18 protein-coding genes, 1 tRNA gene and 1 pseudogene are annotated in these 17,998 nt (G+C 71.9%); 4 read left to right on the top strand and 16 right to left on the bottom strand.

The window, feature by feature from the left end; genetic code table 11:
* From EFE23_RS16215 to EFE23_RS16195, 5 genes are all read right to left on the bottom strand, one after another.
* On the bottom strand, nt 1-362 hold a 362-nt coding region (locus tag EFE23_RS16215; protein WP_123241766.1), incomplete at its 3' end, for a GntR family transcriptional regulator.
* Nucleotides 359-1,294: a YihY/virulence factor BrkB family protein gene (locus tag EFE23_RS16210; protein WP_123241765.1), complete on the bottom strand. Its 936-nt coding sequence runs from the start codon at nt 1,292-1,294 to the stop codon at nt 359-361. The genes EFE23_RS16215 and EFE23_RS16210, both read right to left, overlap by 4 nt.
* A gap of 57 nt (nt 1,295-1,351) precedes the next feature.
* Nucleotides 1,352-1,897 carry a 2'-5' RNA ligase family protein gene (locus tag EFE23_RS16205; protein ID WP_199737101.1) on the bottom strand — a complete coding sequence of 182 codons (546 nt, stop codon included), beginning with the start codon at nt 1,895-1,897 and terminating at the stop codon, nt 1,352-1,354.
* A 59-nt stretch (nt 1,898-1,956) separates the two neighbouring features.
* Nucleotides 1,957-2,982, bottom strand: a complete 1,026-nt coding sequence (gene trpS / locus EFE23_RS16200) for a tryptophan--tRNA ligase (RefSeq protein ID WP_123241763.1) — start codon at nt 2,980-2,982, stop codon at nt 1,957-1,959.
* Between the two features lie 33 nt (nt 2,983-3,015).
* Nucleotides 3,016-4,044, bottom strand: coding sequence for a hemolysin family protein (locus EFE23_RS16195; RefSeq protein ID WP_123241762.1), 1,029 nt, complete (start codon nt 4,042-4,044; stop codon nt 3,016-3,018).
* Nucleotides 4,045-4,219: 175 nt separating this feature from the next.
* On the opposite strand from EFE23_RS16195, the gene galE reads away from it, so the two are divergent.
* Nucleotides 4,220-5,203 (top strand): UDP-glucose 4-epimerase GalE, encoded by a 984-nt coding sequence (gene galE, locus EFE23_RS16190; RefSeq protein WP_123241761.1) that lies wholly within the window; start codon nt 4,220-4,222, stop codon nt 5,201-5,203.
* On the top strand, nt 5,200-6,393 hold the full coding sequence (gene galK, locus EFE23_RS16185; RefSeq protein ID WP_123241760.1) for a galactokinase: 1,194 nt from the start codon (nt 5,200-5,202) through the stop codon (nt 6,391-6,393). Before galE ends, galK begins: the two co-directional genes overlap by 4 nt.
* Before the next feature lie 95 nt (nt 6,394-6,488).
* Here galK and cysN read toward each other — a convergent pair whose 3' ends face one another.
* The 9 genes and pseudogenes from cysN to EFE23_RS16140 all read right to left on the bottom strand — a co-directional run bounded on the left by cysN (nt 6,489) and on the right by EFE23_RS16140 (nt 14,995).
* Entirely contained in the window at nt 6,489-7,787 is a 1,299-nt protein-coding gene (cysN, locus tag EFE23_RS16180) for a sulfate adenylyltransferase subunit CysN (RefSeq protein ID WP_123241759.1), read from the bottom strand.
* Nucleotides 7,787-8,698, bottom strand: a complete 912-nt coding sequence (gene cysD, locus EFE23_RS16175; protein WP_123241758.1) for a sulfate adenylyltransferase subunit CysD — start codon at nt 8,696-8,698, stop codon at nt 7,787-7,789. Before cysD ends, cysN begins: the two co-directional genes overlap by 1 nt.
* Nucleotides 8,699-8,762: 64 nt before the next feature.
* On the bottom strand, nt 8,763-9,596 hold the full coding sequence (locus EFE23_RS16170; RefSeq protein ID WP_123241757.1) for a 3'(2'),5'-bisphosphate nucleotidase CysQ: 834 nt from the start codon (nt 9,594-9,596) through the stop codon (nt 8,763-8,765).
* Between the two features lie 85 nt (nt 9,597-9,681).
* Nucleotides 9,682-10,272 carry an aminoacyl-tRNA hydrolase gene (pth, locus tag EFE23_RS16165; protein ID WP_123241756.1) on the bottom strand — a complete coding sequence of 197 codons (591 nt, stop codon included), beginning with the start codon at nt 10,270-10,272 and terminating at the stop codon, nt 9,682-9,684.
* Between the two features lie 103 nt (nt 10,273-10,375).
* A complete protein-coding gene (locus tag EFE23_RS16160) occupies nt 10,376-11,080 on the bottom strand; it encodes a 50S ribosomal protein L25/general stress protein Ctc (protein WP_123241755.1) in 705 nt (234 codons plus the stop codon).
* A 295-nt stretch (nt 11,081-11,375) separates the two neighbouring features.
* Nucleotides 11,376-12,356 (bottom strand): ribose-phosphate diphosphokinase, encoded by a 981-nt coding sequence (locus EFE23_RS16155; protein WP_123241754.1) that lies wholly within the window; start codon nt 12,354-12,356, stop codon nt 11,376-11,378.
* Between the two features lie 53 nt (nt 12,357-12,409).
* Nucleotides 12,410-13,936, bottom strand: a pseudogene (glmU, locus tag EFE23_RS16150) (bifunctional UDP-N-acetylglucosamine diphosphorylase/glucosamine-1-phosphate N-acetyltransferase GlmU).
* A gap of 111 nt (nt 13,937-14,047) precedes the next feature.
* Nucleotides 14,048-14,119 (bottom strand) — tRNA-Gln (locus tag EFE23_RS16145).
* Between the two features lie 30 nt (nt 14,120-14,149).
* A complete protein-coding gene (locus EFE23_RS16140; protein ID WP_123241753.1) occupies nt 14,150-14,995 on the bottom strand; it encodes a helix-turn-helix domain-containing protein in 846 nt (281 codons plus the stop codon).
* 120 nt (nt 14,996-15,115) lie between these two features.
* Here EFE23_RS16140 and EFE23_RS16135 point away from each other — a divergent pair, with 120 nt between their 5' ends.
* Nucleotides 15,116-16,075 (top strand): acyl-CoA desaturase, encoded by a 960-nt coding sequence (locus EFE23_RS16135; RefSeq protein WP_123241752.1) that lies wholly within the window; start codon nt 15,116-15,118, stop codon nt 16,073-16,075.
* A gap of 148 nt (nt 16,076-16,223) precedes the next feature.
* Entirely contained in the window at nt 16,224-16,907 is a 684-nt protein-coding gene (locus tag EFE23_RS16130) for a TetR/AcrR family transcriptional regulator (protein WP_123241751.1), read from the top strand.
* A gap of 6 nt (nt 16,908-16,913) precedes the next feature.
* On the opposite strand, the gene EFE23_RS16125 is transcribed toward EFE23_RS16130, so the two are convergent.
* Entirely contained in the window at nt 16,914-17,387 is a 474-nt protein-coding gene (locus EFE23_RS16125) for a DUF4383 domain-containing protein (RefSeq protein ID WP_123241750.1), read from the bottom strand.
* 111 nt (nt 17,388-17,498) lie between these two features.
* Nucleotides 17,499-17,954 (bottom strand): DUF4383 domain-containing protein, encoded by a 456-nt coding sequence (locus EFE23_RS16120; RefSeq protein ID WP_123241749.1) that lies wholly within the window; start codon nt 17,952-17,954, stop codon nt 17,499-17,501.
* Between the last annotated feature and the right edge of the window lie 44 nt (nt 17,955-17,998).

Below are 17,998 nucleotides of genomic sequence, written 5' to 3'. Positions count from 1 at the left end.
GTGGCCGCGAGGGCGGCGCGGACGAGGGCGAGGGCGCGGTCCGGGGGGATGCCGAGGCGGCGGGCCTCGGCGGCGTACTCGGTGGCGGCGCGGTGCAGCCGGTCGGTGGCGTCGTCCCGGCCGGGAGCGACCACGGTGCCGTGCCGGCCCCGGGTCTCCACCAGCCCCGCCCCCTCCAGTTCCCGGTACGCCCGGGCCACCGTGTTCACCGCCAGTCCCAGGTCGGTGGCGAGCTGCCGGACCGCGGGCAGCCGGGTGCCCACCGGCAGCCGGCCGTCACCGATCATGCTCGCGAGCTGCCCGCGCACCTGCTCGTACGGGGGCACCGCCGAGGTCGCGTCGATCCGGATGCGCGTGCTCATCCCGCCCCTCCCGGCGTACCCGGGTCGGTCTCCTCGTCCACCTCGACGTCCACCTCCCGGGCGGCGGCGCCGTCGGCCAGGTCGGCCACCCGCCCGTACCGGCTGGTGGCGGCGAGCGCGGCGCCGAAGAGCACCAGTTGGTTGAGCAGGTAGAGGTAGAGCAGCAGGCCCACCGCGGTGGCCACCACCGTGTACGCGGGGTTCCGCTCGGTGCGGACCACGTAGTAGCGCCCGACCGTGTTCAGCAGGGTGATGCCGATCGCCACCACCAGGACCACCGGGCGCAGCCGACGCCGGCTCATCCGCAGCCGGGGCACCGCGACCAGCAACGCCACCGCCAGTACGGCGTTGACCAGCACGCTGAGCACCGCGCTGACCGTGGTTAGCCCGACCGATCCGGTGCTGCGCAGCAGGAAGCGCAGCAGCGACTCCAGCGCGTCGACGGCGGCCACCGAGACGCCGAGCAGCACGAAGACCGCGACCAGTACACCCAGGTCGACCAGCCGGCGCACCACCAGGTTGCCGGGCTGCTGGTTGAGGCCGTACATCAGCCGCTGCGAGGAGCGGATCGCCTCCACCCAGCCGATCCCGGTGAAGACCAGGATGATCAGGCCAACCACGCCGACCGTGTTGCTGCTCTCGGCGATCTGCTGCGGGTCGAGGAACGGCAGGTTCCGCTCCAGGAAGTCCGCCGCCGCCCTGCTGACCTCGTGGTTGTCCTGGAGGATCGTGCCGAACACCCAGTACGCGACCAGGGCGAGCGCGAACACCGCGAAGAAGCCGTAGTAGGCGATCGCGGCGGCGAGCCGGCCGGCGAGCACGTTGGCGTAGAGCGCCCCGGCCCGCCACAGGTGGTCGAAGGCCGGCAGCCGGTCGCGCGCGGCGTCGATCCGACGGTTCGCCGCGGCCTCGATCCGGCCGATCACCTTCATCACGTCATCCTCGCCGATCCGCCGTCGCCCCGGAGGCGGGCGGGCCGCGTGCTCAGCTCAGCCGCCGAGCCGGAAGTCCCGGCGGGGCTGCCACCGGGTCGCCCCGCTGTGCGAGAAGAGGGTGAACCCCTCCACCTCGAACAGCGCGGAGAAGTCGGCGAGGTCCTCGTACGCCTTGTCGAGCACCTCGGCCGGGACGTCCTGGGCCACCGTGACGTGCGGGTGGTACGGGAAGCGCGCCTCCCGGTGCAGTTCGGGGGCCGAGTTGATGGCGGCGGCGAGCAGCTCGCACTCGCTGATCCCGGCCGCCACCGCCACGAAGACCACCTGGGTGACCGGCCGGAACGTGCCGGTGCCGCGCAGGTGCAGGGTGAACGGCAGGTGCGTGGCGGCCACCCGGGCCAGGTGCGCCTCGACGGCGGGCAGTGCCCGTACCGGGATCTCGGTGGGCCCGAGCAGGGTGACGTGCGCCGGGACGGCCTGCGGGTCGCCGGCCTCGATCCGGCGGCGGGTGAGCATCCCGCCCCACGGCTCGGGGATGTCCACCGCGATCCCGATCTGGATGGTGTCGCCGGCGTCCGGCGCCCCGTCCCTGCCATCCACGCTCCGCGCCACCCCTCCGGCCACCGACTGTGTCCACCCGTCCCGTCGCGCCCGGGCCGCTACTCGGCCCGCACCGGCGGGAAGAAGCCGATCCGCTCGTACGCGGTCGCCAGCGTCGCGGCGGCGACCGCCCGCGCCTTCTCCGCGCCGTGCGCGAGCAGCTTGTCGAGCTGCGCCGGGTCGTCCAGGTGGGCGCGGGTGCGCTCCTGGATCGGGGTGACGAACTCCCGGACCACCTCGCCGAGGTCCTTCTTCAGGTCGCCGTAGCCCTTGCCGTCGTACGCGGCGACGAGGTTGTCGATGCTCCGGTCGGAGAGCGCCGAGTAGATGGTGAGCAGGTTGGAGATGCCCGGCTTGCCCTCGGCGTCGAAGACGATCTCACGGCCGGTGTCGGTGACCGCGGAGCGGATCTTCTTGGCCGAGCGGGCCGGCTCCTCCAGCAGGTCGATGATGCCGGCCGGCGAGGAGGACGACTTCGACATCTTGGCCGTCGGGTCCTGCAGGTCGGTGATCTTGGCGGTGTCCTTGACGATGTGCGGCGCCGGCACGGTGAAGGTCGGCCCGAACAGCGAGTTGAACCGCTGGGCCAGGTCCCGGGAGAGTTCCAGGTGCTGCCGCTGGTCCTCGCCGACCGGGACCGCGTGGGCCTGGTAGAGCAGGATGTCCGCGGCCTGCAGGATCGGGTACGTGAACAGGCCGACGCTGGCCCGCTCGCTGCCCTGCTTCTGCGACTTGTCCTTGAACTGGGTCATCCGGCTGGCCTCGCCGAAGCCGGTGATGCAGCCGAGCACCCAGGCCAGCTGCGGGTGCTCGGGCACCTGCGACTGGACGAAGAGGGTGCTCCGCTCCGGGTCGAGGCCCAGCGCGAAGAGCTGCGCCGCCGCGACCCGGCTGCGCTGCTTGAGCACCTTCGGGTCGTGCCCGGCGGTGATCGCGTGCAGGTCCACCACGCAGTAGAACGCGTCGTGGCTGTCCTGCAGGGCCACCCAGTGCCGCAGCGCGCCGAGGTAGTTGCCGAGATGGAACGAGTCGGCGGTCGGCTGGATGCCGGAGAAGACGCGCGGGCGGGCGGGTACGTCGGACATGGCGGCAATTCTGTCAGCAACGTCCGGCGTACGTCATGACGGGCCGGCGGGTCGGCGCTCGGCGGCGGTGACCGGGCCGCTGACCTCGCGTCGCTGCTCCGGTAGGCGCGCGGCGGAAACCGCCAGGCGGGACACCCGCCGCCCCTCCAGGGTGAGCACCCGCAGCAGCCACCCGCCCGGCGGGTCCTCGGGATCGGGCCCGCCGGCGCCGCGCCGGTCCGGGGCCACCGGGACCTCGTCGCCGGCGACCGGGAGCCGGCCGAGCGCGGCCATCACGTACCCGCCCACCGTCTCGTACGGCCCGGCGGGCAGCGGGACCCCGGTGCGCTCGGCGAAGTCGGCCAGGTTGAGCCGCCCGTCGACGACGGCGGGCAGACCGCCGTGGGCCGGATCGGGCGGGATGTCGTCGTACTCGTCGTGGATCTCGCCGACCAACTCCTCGACCAGGTCCTCGCAGGTCACGATGCCGGCGGTACCGCCGTACTCGTCGATGACCACGGCCAGGTGGTGCCCCTCCCGGCGCATCTCGGTGAGCGCGGCGAGCACCCGCTTGCTGCCGGGGAGTCGCTTGACCTCGCGGGTCAGCTCCCCGACCGTGGCCCACCGGTCCCGTTCCGGGCGGAGCAGCACGTCCCGCAGGTGAACGAAGCCGACCACGTCGTCGTGGGTGCCGTCGACCACCGGGTAGCGGGTGTGCGTCTCGGCCCGGACCAGCCGTTCCGCCTCGGCGAGGGTGAGCCCGGCGGAGAGGAACACCACTTCGGTACGCGGCACCATCACCTCGCGGACCAGCCGCGCGCCGGCCACCAGCACCTCGTCGATGATCCGCCGCTCGTCGGGGTCGAGCACCGTGTTGGCGGCGACCAGGTCGCGCAGCTCGGCCTCGCTGATCCGCTCGCGGCCGGCGGCCGGGCTGGCGCCGAGCAGGTCGGTGACCAGGCGGGTGGCACCGTCGGCGGCGCGGACCACCAGTCGGGCGACGGTCCGGGCGACCGGTCCCGGCTCGCGTCGGGCCCGCCCCGACGGTCGTCGTCGGAGTCCGGGACCGCCTGCCTCCCGCATGACAAGGATGGTAGACAGCGCCCGCCGGGCACCCGCGCTGATGTTCGGATCTGTTCAATCATGACGGATTGTGGTGGAATAGCGGTGGACTGCGGGCAGCGGAGGCACAGCCGGCGGCCCTAGGGTGGTCGACGGACGGCCGGCGCGGGGCCCGGCCAGGCAGGGAGGACCCGACGTGAAACTGCTCGTCACCGGCGGCGCCGGCTACATCGGCAGCGTGGTGACCCGGATGCTGCTGGACAACGGCCACGAAGTGACCGTCCTGGACGACCTGCGCACCGGCCACCGGGAGGCGCTCGCCCCCGAGGCCACCCACGTCGACCTGCCGGTCCACGAGGCCGCCCGGGTGCTCACCCCGGACGCCGGGTTCGACGGCGTGCTGCACCTCGCCGCGCTGATCGCCGCCGGCGAGTCGATGGTCAAGCCCGAGCTCTACTGGCACACCAACACCGTCGGCTCGCTCGCCCTGCTCGACGCGGTCCGCGCCGCCCGGGTGCCCCGGCTCGTCTTCTCCTCCACCGCCGCCGTCTACGGCAACCCCAGCGAGCTGCCCATCCCGGAGACCGCCGTCAAGGCCCCGACCAACACCTACGGGGCGACCAAGCTGGCCGTCGACATGGCGCTCACCTCCGAGGCGATCGCGCACGACCTGGCCGCCGTCTCGCTGCGCTACTTCAACGTCGCCGGGGCGTACCTGCACGGCGGGCGGGCCATCGGGGAACGGCACGACCCGGAGACGCACCTGATCCCGCTGGCCCTCGACGTGGCCGCCGGCCGGCGCGAGAAGCTGCAACTCTTCGGCGACGACTACCCCACCGTCGACGGCACCTGCGTCCGCGACTACATCCACGTCGAGGACCTGGCCCGGGCCCACCTGCTGGCACTCGACGCCGCGACGCCCGGCCGGCACCGGATCTACAACCTGGGCAACGGCAACGGCTTCACCAACCGGCAGGTGATCGAGGTGGTCCGCGAGGTCACCGGCCACCCGGTGCCGGTCGAGGTGGCCCCGCGCCGCGAGGGCGACCCGGCCGAGCTGGTCGCCTCCGCCGCGCTGGCCCGCGCCGAACTCGGCTGGGTGCCGGCCAAGCCCACCCTGCACGACATGGTGGGCGACGCCTGGGCGTTCTACCGCGAGCACGTCCTGGGGCGGCGATGACCGGCGCGGCCGCCGCGTCGCCGCCCACGCCGTCCGGCGACGTCGCCGCCCGCGCCACCGCCGGCTTCCGGCAGCGGTACGCCGCGGAGCCGGCCGGCCGCTGGGCGGCTCCCGGGCGGGTCAACCTCATCGGCGAGCACACCGACTACAACGACGGCTTCGTGCTCCCCTTCGCGCTGCCACTGCGTACCGTGGTCGCCGCGGCCGGACGGGACGACGAACGTTGGACGGTCTGGTCGGAGCTGGACGACGACCCGGTCGAGTTCGGGCCGCGGGAGGCCGACGAGCCGGGCGCGGTCACCGGCTGGGCCGCCTACGTGGCCGGCGTGGTCTGGGCGCTGCGGGCCGCCGGCCACCGCGTCCCCGGCGCCCGGCTCGCCATCGCCTCCGACGTGCCGGTCGGCTCCGGGCTCTCCTCGTCGGCGGCCATCGAGTCCGCGGCGCTGGCCGCCCTGGTCGAGCTGGGCGGCCTGGACCTGCCGGCCGCGCGCTGGCCCCGGCTGGCCCAGCGGGCCGAGAACGAGTACGTGGGCGCACCCACCGGGATCATGGACCAGTCGGCGGTGATCCGGGGCCGGGCGGGGCACGCGCTCTTCCTCGACTGCCGCTCCGAGGAGGTCGAGCAGATCCCGTTCGACCTGGGCGCCGCCGGGCTGGCCATGCTGGTGATCGACAGCCGCGCCCCGCACCGGCACGCCGACGGCGAGTACGCCTCCCGCCGGAAGTCCTGCGAGGAGGCGGCGCGGATCCTCGGGGTGGCCGCCCTGCGCGACGTCGACGCGGCCGACCTCGACGCGGCGCTGGGCAGGCTGCCCGACGACGAGACCCGCCGGCGGGTTCGGCACGTGGTCACCGAGGACCAGCGGGTGCTCGACACCGTCGACCTGCTGCGCGCCGGCCGGATCCGCGACATCGGCCCGCTGCTGACCGCCTCGCACGCCTCGATGCGCGACGACTTCGAGATCACCGTGCCGGAGGTAGACACCGCGGTCGAGGCGGCCCTGGCCGCCGGGGCGTACGGGGCCCGGATGACCGGCGGCGGCTTCGGCGGCTGCGTCCTCGCCCTGGTCGACGCGGACTCCGCCGACGCGGTGGCGGCCGCCGTCACCGCCGCGTACGCCGCACGCGGCTTCGCCGCCCCCGGCACCCTGACTGTCCTCCCGGCCGCCGGCGCCACCCGCCTCGACTGACCACCGCACCGCGAGTGCGGCCTCTTACACGGAAAGAGTCGCCATTCTCGCGCTCATGGCCACTCTTTCCGTGAATCAGCGCCCGTGGTGGTCGGTCAGCCGGCTTCGACGATCATGCCGGCGCCGACCGTGCGGTTGGTGGTCTCGTCGATGATCACGAAGCCGCCGGTGGTGCGGTTGCGGCGGTACTCGTCCGCCAGCAGCGGCACGGTGGTGCGCAGGCGGACGCGGCCGATCTCGTTGAGTTTCAGCTCGCCGGCCGCCTCGTCCCGGTGCAGCGAGTTGATGTCCAGCCGGTAGTGCAGGCCACGCACGATCGCCCGCGCCGAGCGGGTGGTGTGCTTGATGGCGTACCGGCCGCCGACCTGCAACGGGCGGGTCTCGTCCATCCAGCAGACCATCGCCTCGATGTCCTGCGCGACGGCCGGGGCGTTGTTCGGCCGGCAGATCATGTCGCCGCGGGAGATGTCGATCTCGTCGGTCAGCCGGACCGTCACCGACATCGGCGGGAACGCCTCGGCCACCGGGCCGTCCGCCGTCTCCACCGAGGCGACCCGGCTGGTGAAGCCGGACGGCAGCACCATCACCTCGTCACCGGGCTTGACCACGCCCGAGGCGACCTGGCCCGCGTACCCCCGGTAGTCGGTGACGGTGGTGGACTGCGGGCGGATCACGTACTGCACGGGGAAGCGCACGTCGACCAGGTTGCGGTCCGAGGCGATGTGCACCCGCTCCAGGTGGTGCAGCAGCGACGGGCCTTCGTACCAGGGCATGTTCTCCGACCGGGAGACGATGTTGTCGCCCCGCAGCGCGGAGATCGGGATGACGGTCAGGTCGGGCACCTCGAGCTTCGCGGCGAACGCGGTGAACTCGGCGGCGATCCGCTCGAACACCTCCTCCGACCAGTCGACCAGGTCCATCTTGTTGACGCAGAGGACCAGGTGCGGCACCCGCAGCAGCGAGCAGAGGAACGCGTGCCGGCGGGACTGCTCGACGAGGCCCTTGCGGGCGTCCACCAGGATCAGCGCCAGGTCGGCGGTGGAGGCGCCGGTGACCATGTTCCGGGTGTACTGGATGTGCCCGGGGGTGTCGGCGATGATGAACTTCCGCCGCGGCGTGGCGAAGTACCGGTACGCCACGTCGATGGTGATGCCCTGCTCCCGCTCCGCCCGCAGGCCGTCGGTGAGCAGCGCCAGGTTCGTGTACTCGTCGCCCCGGGCCGCGCTGACCGCCTCGACCGCGGCCAACTGGTCGGTGAAGAGCGACTTGGTGTCGTACAGCAGCCGGCCGATCAAGGTCGACTTGCCGTCGTCCACACTGCCCGCGGTGGCGAAGCGCAGCAGGTCCATCGGCCGGGCCTCGGCGGCGGCCGGGGACTGGGTCTCGGCGCTCATCAGAAGTAGCCCTCCCGCTTGCGGTCCTCCATGGCGGCCTCGCTGACCCGGTCGTCACCGCGGGTCGCGCCGCGCTCGGTGATCCGGGTGGCGGCGACCTCCTCGATCACCTTCTCCACCGTGTCGGCGTCCGACCGGACCGCCGCGGTGCAGGAGGCGTCACCCACGGTCCGGTAGCGCACCTGCGCCTTGAACCGCTCCTCGCCCGCCCTGAGCCGGATGAACTCGTTGACCGCGTAGAGCATGCCGTCCCGCTCGACCACCTCGCGCTCGTGCGCGTAGTAGATCGACGGCAGCGGGATCCGCTCCCGCGCGATGTAGTGCCACACGTCCAGCTCGGTCCAGTTGGACAGCGGGAAGACCCGGATCGACTCGCCCGGGTGGTGCCGGCCGTTGTACAGCGACCACAGCTCCGGGCGCTGGTTCTTCGGGTCCCACTGGCCGAACTCGTCGCGGAAGCTGAACACCCGCTCCTTGGCCCGGGCCTTCTCCTCGTCCCGCCGGGCGCCGCCGAACAGCGCGTCGAACCGGTGCTTCTCCACCGCGTCGAGCAGCACCGGGGTCTGGATCCGGTTGCGCATGCCGTCCGCCGACTCGCGGACCAGCCCCGCGGCCAGGGCCTCCGGCACGCTCGCCACGATCAGGTGCAGGCCCATCTCGGCGACCCGCTGGTCGCGGTATTCCAGCACCTCGGGGAAGTTGTGCCCGGTGTCCACATGCATCACCGGGAAGGGGATGTTGGCCGGCGCGAACGCCTTCTGGGCCAACCGGAGCATCACGATCGAGTCCTTGCCGCCGGAGAAGAGCAGCACCGGCCGCTCCATCTCGGCGACCACCTCGCGCATCACGAAGATGCTCTCCGCCTCCAGGGCGTCGAGGTGGGAGACCTGGTACGCCGCCGGGGACGTCACGACACGAATCCGTTCATCGAATTCCAGACCTTTCCGGTCGGACTCGTCAGGAAGAACGTTCAGGCTACCCGGAATGCCGCTGCAACGCTGCAAGCAACCGGCTGGCGAGATCCTTACGGCAGACCAGCAGGTCGGGTAGGCGCGGGTCGGCCTCGTTGTATTTCAGCGCAGAACCGTCGATCCGGGAAGCGTGCAGTCCGGTGGCCGTCGCCACAGCGACCGGCGCCGCCGAGTCCCACTCGTACTGACCACCCGCGTGGATGTACGCGTCCACCTCACCGGTCACCACCGCGGCGATCTTCGCGCCCGCCGAGCCCATCGGCACCAGGTGCGCCCCGAGGTCCTCGGCCAGATCCGTCAGGAAGACCGGCGGGCGGCTGCGGCTGGCCGCCAGCCGGATGGTCCGCCCACCCGGCGCGGTCGCCGCCTCCAACGTCATCGGCGGGTACGCCGGCGGATAGTCGGTGGCCAGCACCCGGTGCTGCGCCGGCAGCCCCACCGCCCCGGCGACCAACCCGTGCGGCGTCGGCGCGTTGCGTGCCCAGAGCGCCACGTGCACCGCCCAGTCCGTGCGGCCCTCCTCGGCGAACTCGCGGGTGCCGTCCAGCGGGTCCACGATCCACACCCGGTCGGCGGTCAGCCGGGACACCGCGTCCGGGCTCACCTCCGCCGTCCAGGCCAACCGGGAACCCTCGTCCTCCTCCGACAGCACCGCGTCCGCCGGCCGCCACTTCGCCAGCTCGGTACGGATCAGGTCGTGCGAGACCTTGTCCCCGGCCGACTTCAACGCCCCCGGGTCGGCGAAGCCCATCTCCGTACGCAGGTTCATCAGCACCTGCCCGGCGCGCGCCGCCAACCAGCGGGCGAACGCACCGTCGATCATCGGAGGACTGCCCATGCTTTCCGCTCCCGTCGCTCGCCGTCGTCGGCCCCCGCCTCGTCGAAGGCGCAGCCTACCGGCACGGACCCGCAGCGGCGGCGCGTCACGCCCCGTGGAACAGGTTCTGCGTCGGCTCCACGCCCTTGGTGATCACCGACTCCACCACGTCCGCCGCCCGGTCGACCAGGAACTCCAACTCCTTGCGCTCGGCCGAGGAGAAGTCCGACAGCACGTAGTCCGCCGGGTCCTGCCGCCCCGGCGGCCGGCCGATGCCGAACCGCACCCGGACGTAGTCCTTCGTGCCCAGGGACTTCGACATCGAGCGCAGGCCGTTGTGCCCACCCTCGCCGCCGCCACACTTGACCCGCAGCTGACCGTACGGGATGTCCAACTCGTCGTGCACCGCGATCACCCGGCCCGGCGGGATCTTGTGGAACTGCGCCAGCCCGACCACCGGCCCGCCGGACAGGTTCATGTACGTCAGCGGCTTCACCAGCACCAGCTTCGGGCCGCCGAACCCCAGCCGCCCCTCGGCGACCTCCGCCACCGCCCGCTTGTGCCGCCCGAACTTCCCGCCCAGCCGCCCCGCCAACAGGTCGGCCACCATGAAGCCGACGTTGTGCCGGTTGCCCGCGTACTCCCGACCGGGGTTGCCCAGGCCGACCACCAGCCACGGCCCCGACTCGTCCGTCACGCCACGTCCTTCCGTCCAGCCCGACACCGGGCGACTCGCCCCGATACGCCGACAGGCGCCCCCGGGAACCGGGGACGCCTGTCGCGCACAGCCTGCGAACCGATCAGGCCTCGGTCGTCTCGGCGGTCTCCTCGCCACCCGCGGCGGCCGGCTCGCCGGCCTCGGCGCCCTCGGAGGACTCGGCGGTCTCCTCGCCGACGCCCTCCTCGATCTCCTCCTCGGCCACCTCGACCTCGGGGAGGGTGGCCTCGAGCTGCTCGGCGGTCGGGGCGGCGGTCACCGAGGCGACCGGCAGCTCCGAGTCGGCGGCCAGCTCGACGCCGGCCGGCAGCTCCACGTCGCCGGCGGTGATCTGGGTGCCGGCCTCGGCGCCCTCGATCGAGGCCTCCAGGTGGTCCGGCACCTTGGTGGCGTCGGCGGTCACCGAGAGGGTGTCGTGGTCGTGGACGATCAGGGTGTCCTTGGCGGCCTCACCGGTCAGCTGGACCGGGACCTCGACGGTGACCTTCTCGCCGCGGCGGACCAGGAGCAGGTCCACGTGCTCGAAGGTGTCCTTGATCGGGTCACGCTGGATCGCCTTCGGCAGCGCCAGCACCTGGGTGCCGTCGCTGACCTCGATCGCGAAGAGCTGGTTGGCACCGCCCTTGCGGATCGCGGCGGCGAACTCGCGCGCCGGAAGCGCGATGTGCTTCGGCTTCTCGCCGTGGCCGTACAGCACGGCGGGCACCTTGCCGGCCCGGCGGGTACGACGGGCACCACCCTTGCCGAACTCGGTACGGGGCTCGGCGCTGATCTTTACCTCGGACACGGGGAAACTCCTGATGCTTCGCTGCGGCGGCTTGTCGTCTTGCGGTGCTGGGGCGAGGGGCTCGCTGGGGCTCATGCGTCATGAACGACTGCCCGGAGCACCGCGTCGATGACGGCGCCTCCGTGCGGTGCTTTTCAGCGGCCCGCCGGGCACCCTCGCCGTGGCAACCGCACCAGTCTACCCGAGGGATTTCCCGGCTTTCCGGCAGTCCCCATATCACCGCCGGTGGCACTTCGCCGGCCGCTTCCCGGGCCGGCGGCGACCCACCGCGGCCGCCGCCGGCCCGGGACGCGACTCAGCTCAGGCCACCGAAGAGCGTGGTCACCGAACCGTCGTCGAAGACCTCCCGGATCGCCCGGGCCAGCAGCGGCGCGATCGACAGTACGGTGATCTTGTCGAGCTGCTTCTCCGGCGGCAGCGGCAGCGTGTTGGTCACCACGACCTCGCTGATCGGGCTGTTCTTCAACCGCTCGGTCGCCGGGTCGGACAGCAACGCGTGGGTCGAGGCGACCACGATCTCCGCCGCGCCCGACTCCTTGAGGATGTCCGCGGCCTTGGTGATCGTGCCACCCGTGTCGATCATGTCGTCGACGATCAGGCAGACCCGGTCCTCGACCTCACCGACCACCCGGTTCGCCACCACCTGGTTCGGCTTCAGCGGATCCCGGGTCTTGTGGATGAACGCCAGCGGGCAGCCACCCAGCCGGTCCGTCCACCGCTCGGCCACCCGCACCCGGCCCGAGTCCGGCGCCACCACGGTCATCGGCCGGCCCGCGTACTTGTGCTCGACGTACTCGGCCAGCACGTCCATCGCGAACAGGTGGTCCACCGGGCCGTCGAAGAAGCCCTGGATCTGCGCGGTGTGCAGGTCGACCGTGAGGATCCGGTTCGCGCCCGCCGTCTTCAGCAGGTCGGCCACCAGCCGCGCAGAGATCGGCTCCCGGCCGCGGTGCTTCTTGTCCTGCCGCGAGTACGGGTAGAACGGCAGCACCACGGTGATCCGCTTGGCCGAGCCACGCTTCAACGCGTCGATCATGATCAGGGTCTCCATGACCCAGGTGTTGACCCCGTGCGTCACGGACTGCACCACGAAGGCGTCCGAACCACGCACGGAGTCCTTGAACCGTACGAAGATCTCGCCGTTGGCGAAATCGTACGAGTCGGAAGGCGTCGGCGCGACGCCGAGCACCTCACCGATCTCCTTGGCCAGCTCCGGAAAACCCCGTCCGGAGAAGAGCATCAGGCTCTTGCGGTTTTCGGCGACGATGCTGCCCATGGGCCCGTCTGCTCCCGTATGTCGGTGGTTCCCGGCGGTCGAGGAGCCGGGCACTATTCGGTTGCAGTATCCCCCGTGTTCACCGCTCCACCCACGGCCCGGCGATCCCCGTGGAGTCAGTCACCTTCGCTTGCGGCTCCGGCCTCACCGGACGCACCCTCGCGAGCCCGCTCCGCCGCCTCGGCGGACACCGTCCCGGCCCGCTTGCGGGCCACCCAGCCCTCGATCGCGCGCTGCGGCGCCCGGGTCACCCCGAGCGCCCCCGGCGGCACGTCCTGGCTGATCGCGCTGCCCGCCGCGATGTACGCCCCCGCACCCACCTCGACCGGCGCGATGAGGCTGGTGTCGCAGCCGACGAAGGCCGCCTCACCGACCACCGTGCGGCTCTTCTTCACCCCGTCGTAGTTCACGAAGATCGTCGCCGCGCCGATGTTCGCCCGCGCGCCGATCGTCGCGTCCCCGACGTACGACAGGTGCGGCACCTTCGCGCCCGGCCCCACCTCGGAGTTCTTCACCTCGACGAAGGTGCCCACCTTCGCCTTCTCCGCCAGCTTCGCCGCCGGCCTCAGGTAGGCGAACGGTCCCACGGTGGCCCGCGGCCCGACCTCGGCGCCCGTCGCGTGGCTACGCACCACGCTGGCGCCCTCCCCGACGGTGGTGTCGATCAGCGTGGTGTCCGGGCCCACGATCGCCCCGGCGCCGACCACCGTCGCGCCCTGGAGCTGCGTGTTCTGGTCGATCACCGCGTCCCGCTCCACCCTGACCGTCACGTCGATCCACGTGGTGTGCGGGTCGAGGATGCTCACCCCGGTCCGCATCCAGCCCTCGTTCACCCGGTCCCGCAGCAACCGGCGCAGCCCGGCCAGCTCGACCCGGTCGTTGCAGCCCAGCGTCTCCACGTGGTCCGGGGCGCAGTGCACCGCCACCGGCTCACCGGCGTCGCGGAGCAGCCCGAAGACGTCGGTCAGGTACTCCTCGCCCTGGTCGTTGTCGGTGGAGAGCTTGCCCAGCGCGTCCCGCAGCCGGGCCACGTCGAACGCGTAGATGCCCGCGTTGATCTCCCGCAGCGCGCGCTGCTCCGGGGTCGCGTCCCGCTCCTCCACGATCTGCGCCAGCCGGCCGTCCGCGTCCCGCACGATCCGGCCGAGGCCGGTCGGGTCGGGCACCTCGGCGGCGAGCACGGTCGCCGCCGCGCCGGCACCCTCGTGCGCCTCGACCAGCGCCGCCACCGTCTCCGGCCGCAGCAGCGGGACGTCCCCGTTGATCACCACGACCGTGCCGGTGACCTCCGGGACCGCGTCCAGCGCGATCCGTACCGCGTGGCCGGTGCCGAGCTGGCGCTCCTGCAGCACCGGGGTGGCCTCCGGCGCGACCTCGGCCAGGTGCCCCCGGACCTGGTCGGCGCCGTGCCCGACCACCACCACGGTGCGGTCCGCGGCCAGCGGCGCGGCGGCGGCCAGCACGTGGCCGAGGAGGGTACGGCCGAGCAGCGGGTGCAGCACCTTGGGCAGGGCCGACTTCATCCGCTTGCCCTCACCGGCGGCGAGCACGACAACGGTGCGGAGGTGGGGCTGGGACACGACGTGGCTCCCGTCGGGACGGCGACAGTCTCGCGGCCATGCTAACCACGTGGCTTGCCGCAATTCGCATCCGGCCGCACAAATGCCGTCCACGCCTGTGAACTGACTGAGCTGGGGTGCCTGGATTCGAACCAGGAGCTCAAGGCTCCAAAGGCCTGCGGGTTGCCGTTACCCCACACCCCATCGCAGTGTCAAGACCTGACGGCCACTGATTCAGGCCCGCTTGTCGTCGGCGATCCGGAACAGCTCGGCGATCATACCTTCGATCCGCCAGTAGAGCGCGCGGCTACGCGGCACGGTGATCACCAGACAACCGTGATAGTCGTCGCCGGTGTTCCGGCGGACCGTGGTCGGGTTGTGCCGCTTGAGCGTCGTGCGGCCGAACCGCTCAGCGGGCAGCCTCAGCCGCTGCACCCACCAGCGGACCGCCGCGTCGGCATCGGCCGACTCGTGGATGCTCACCCGGTACGTCGGCGCCGAACGGTCGACGCCGCAGCTCTCCAGGAACCGGAGGAAGATCGCCAACAAGCCCGGATCACTGTTGATGAACTGCACCTTCTCCGACCGGCGCCACGGCTTGGACTTGGCCCCCTCGCACCAGTAGATCGCCGCACCGAGCATCAGCAGGACCCGCTCGTCGACCTCACCGACGACCTCGGCAGCGCGCTCATGCTCGGCCGCCTGCGCCGCGTCGCGCAGCTCGCGGTACGCGCCCCACCGGGCGTCGGTCATCACCTTCGAGTGCGCCCGTCGCCGCTCCGCCGCCGCCTCGTCCGGATCCAGCGGCAGGTGCCTCACCCACTGGTACGCGGTCGACTTCGCCACGCCGAGCTGCTCCGCGATCTGGTTGACCGACCGCCCGTGGGCGCGCAGCCGCACCGCCTCGGCGCGCAGGTCGTCCCTGGCCCGGGGACGGCGGGTCCAGTCGGGCGGTGGTACGCCGTGCAACAGCGCGTACACCCGGTCGCGGCCGATGCCCAGGCGGGCCCGGATGTCCCGGACGGACAGCTTTTCCTCGACGCGCAGGCGGCGCGCCTCGTCGGCGAGCGGGTCGGTCACGAGAGGACGCTAGAACGTGCGTACGACAGTCTGTCCATTCATGAACGACGGAGTGCGCTGCGATCTAGCACGCCTCTGGTTACGGTGACGTAGGCGTAACCCGTTTCGCTGGGAGGTGCCATGTCGACCGCCCTGACCGGCCCCGACGCGGGCCCGAAGCCGCTCACCCAGGGGCACCAGTCCCGGGGCATCCTGATCGCCCTCTGGGCCTTCGTGGTCATTCCGTTCCTGGCCCTGCTGGCCGCCGTACCGGTGGCCTGGGGCGGCTGGCTGGGCTGGAGCGACGTGCTCGTGGCGGCCTTCTGGTACGTGCTCTCCGGGCTCGGCATCACCGTCGGCTACCACCGCTACTTCACCCACGGCTCGTTCCGGGCGAAGCCGTGGCTGCGGGTGGGCCTGGCGGTGGCCGGGTCCTTCGCGGTGCAGGGCGAGATCATCCAGTGGGTGGCCGACCACCGGCGCCACCACGCGTTCTCCGATCTGGAGGGCGACCCGCACTCGCCGTGGCGGTTCGGGGAGAGCGTCGGAGGGCTGGCCCGCGGGTTGTTCCACGCGCACGTCGGCTGGCTGTTCGACCGGGAGCTGTCCAACCGGGAGCGGTTCGCGCCGGATCTGCTCGCCGATCGGGCCACCCGCCGGGTCGACCGGCTGTTCCCGCTGCTGGTGGCGGTGTCGCTGCTCGGGCCGGCGGCGATGGGCGGGCTGCTGACCTGGTCGTGGCAGGGCGCGCTGACCGCGTTCTTCTGGGGCGGACTGGTCCGGATCGCGCTGCTGCACCACGTGACCTGGTCGATCAACTCGGTCTGTCATGTGTACGGGGAGCGGCCGTTCGCGGTGCGCCAGGGGGACCGGGCGTCGAACTTCTGGCCGCTGGCGCTGCTGTCGTTCGGGGAGAGCTGGCACAACCTGCACCACGCCGAACCGACCAGTGCCCGGCACGGGGTGCTGCGCGGCCAACTGGACCCGTCGGCGCGGGTGATCTGGTTGCTGGAGAAGGTCGGCGCGGTGTGGGCGGTGCGCTGGCCACGGCCGGAACGGATCACCGCGAAGCTGGTGGGGTCGGGCCGGGCGCGGCGGTAACCGGTCGTCTGGGGCGACGCCGGCCTGGCAGGATGGCCGGATGACCGAGCTTCAGCCCGACCGCCGGGCCCCGGCCACGGGACGGGGCGGCAGGGTGAGCACACAGATTCCACGGCAGGGCGTCACCGAGCGCCGGCGAGGTGACGAGATGACCGAGGTTTCCGGCAACGACGCCAGCTCGGCCCGGCGGCGCGCCGTGCCGGCGGCCAAGCCTTCCTCCCGGGTACGGATGTCCGCGACCCAGCGGCGCGAGCAGCTGATCTCGATCGCCCGGCAGATCTTCGCCGAGCGCGGTTTCGACGCCACCTCGATCGAGGAGGTGGCCGCCCGGGCGAAGGTGTCCAAGCCGGTGGTGTACGAGCATTTCGGCGGCAAGGAGGGGCTCTACGCGGTGGTGGTGGACCGGGAGGTCCGGTCGCTGCTGGAGCGGATCACCACGGCGCTGACCGCGGGGCATCCCCGGGAGCTGCTGGAGCAGGCGGCGTTGACGCTGTTGACGTACATCGAGGAGGAGACCAGCGGGTTCCGGGTGCTGGTCCGGGAGTCGCCGTTGATGTCGGCGACGGGCAACTTCAGCAGCGTGATGAACGACGTGGCGCACCAGGTGGAGCACATCCTGGGTGCGGAGTTCTCCAGCCGGGGGTACGACCCGAAGCTGGCGGAGCTGTATTCGCAGGCGCTGGTGGGCATGGTGGCGTTGACCGGGCGCTGGTGGCTGGAGGTGCGCAAGCCGCGGAAGGAGACGGTGGCGGCACACCTGGTGAACCTGGCCTGGAACGGCCTGTCGCATCTGGAGGCGAAGCCGGGTCTGATCACCCGCCGGACGGGGTGAGCGGGCTCAGCGGTGGGCCTCGGCGACGGGGTGGTTGCGGCGGCGCCGCTCGTCCTCGGCGTGCTCGTCCGTGCCGACCTTGTCGTAGAGGCCGGTGGCGAGCAGGATCAGCCCGAACAGCATCGACACGATCACGGTGGACATCGAGAAGTTGAGAATGTTCGCCGAGGTCTGCAGCACGGCCATCATGAGGATGCCGGTGACCAGGAAGACCGCCCCGGCGGTCAGGTTCATGTAGTGGCCGAGATTGCCCCGCCGGGACGCGCCGATCAGCAGGAACGCGCCGAAGACCACGGAGACCAGCGCGAACGCCAGGTCGGTCCGGAGCCCGAGAACCCACTTGCCCTCCCGGCTGAACAACCCGTCTCCCCAGGTCAGGAAGACTCCGTACACACCGAAGACCAGGATGTAGAGGCCGATGAGCCCGGACAGCACCCGGTAGAGCGGGCGCGCGGGATGGTTCACCGGGATGTGTGCCATGGGAGCCTCCAGCCAAGTGACCAATTCGAGGCAATTGTCCCCCGAGTTGCCGCTCCCGTGCCCGGAAACGCCGAAGGCCCGGCCGGAGCCGGGCCTTCCAGGAGGCTGGGTTCAGAGCACCAGGCGGGCCTTCTGCCACTCCTCGTGCTCCTGGTCGGTGCCGACCTTGCCGTACATGCCGGCCATCAGGAGCACCAGCGCCAGGACCAGGACCACGATGTCGGTCATGATCGAGAAGTTGAAGATGTTGGCGCTGGTCTGCAGCAACGCCAGCTCGGCCAGGCCGAGCGCGATCAGGGCGTAGGCCAGCCACTGGTTGATCGCCACGTCGAGGTTGCGGCCGATCACCACGCCGAGCAGGATCATGGCCCCGAGCACGACGGAGAGGAGCGAGAAGCCGAGGTTGGTGCCCTGGCCGAGGACCTTGGTGTCGTCCTGGGCGAGTACGTCGTTGCCGGCGCTCACGATGATGCCGAGCACCCCGAAGACGACGAAGTACAGACCAACGAGCCCGCCGATTGCCCGGTAGATCGGCCGCGCGGGGTGGTTGACGGGGGTGTGGGACATCTCTGCGTCTCCAAGACCGAACGGGAAAGGGGGTCGACAGGGAT

This window comes from Micromonospora solifontis (assembly GCF_003725545.1).
Classification (GTDB): Bacteria; Actinomycetota; Actinomycetes; order Mycobacteriales; family Micromonosporaceae; genus Micromonospora; species Micromonospora solifontis.
This window is presented reverse-complemented; position numbering and strand designations above follow the sequence as displayed.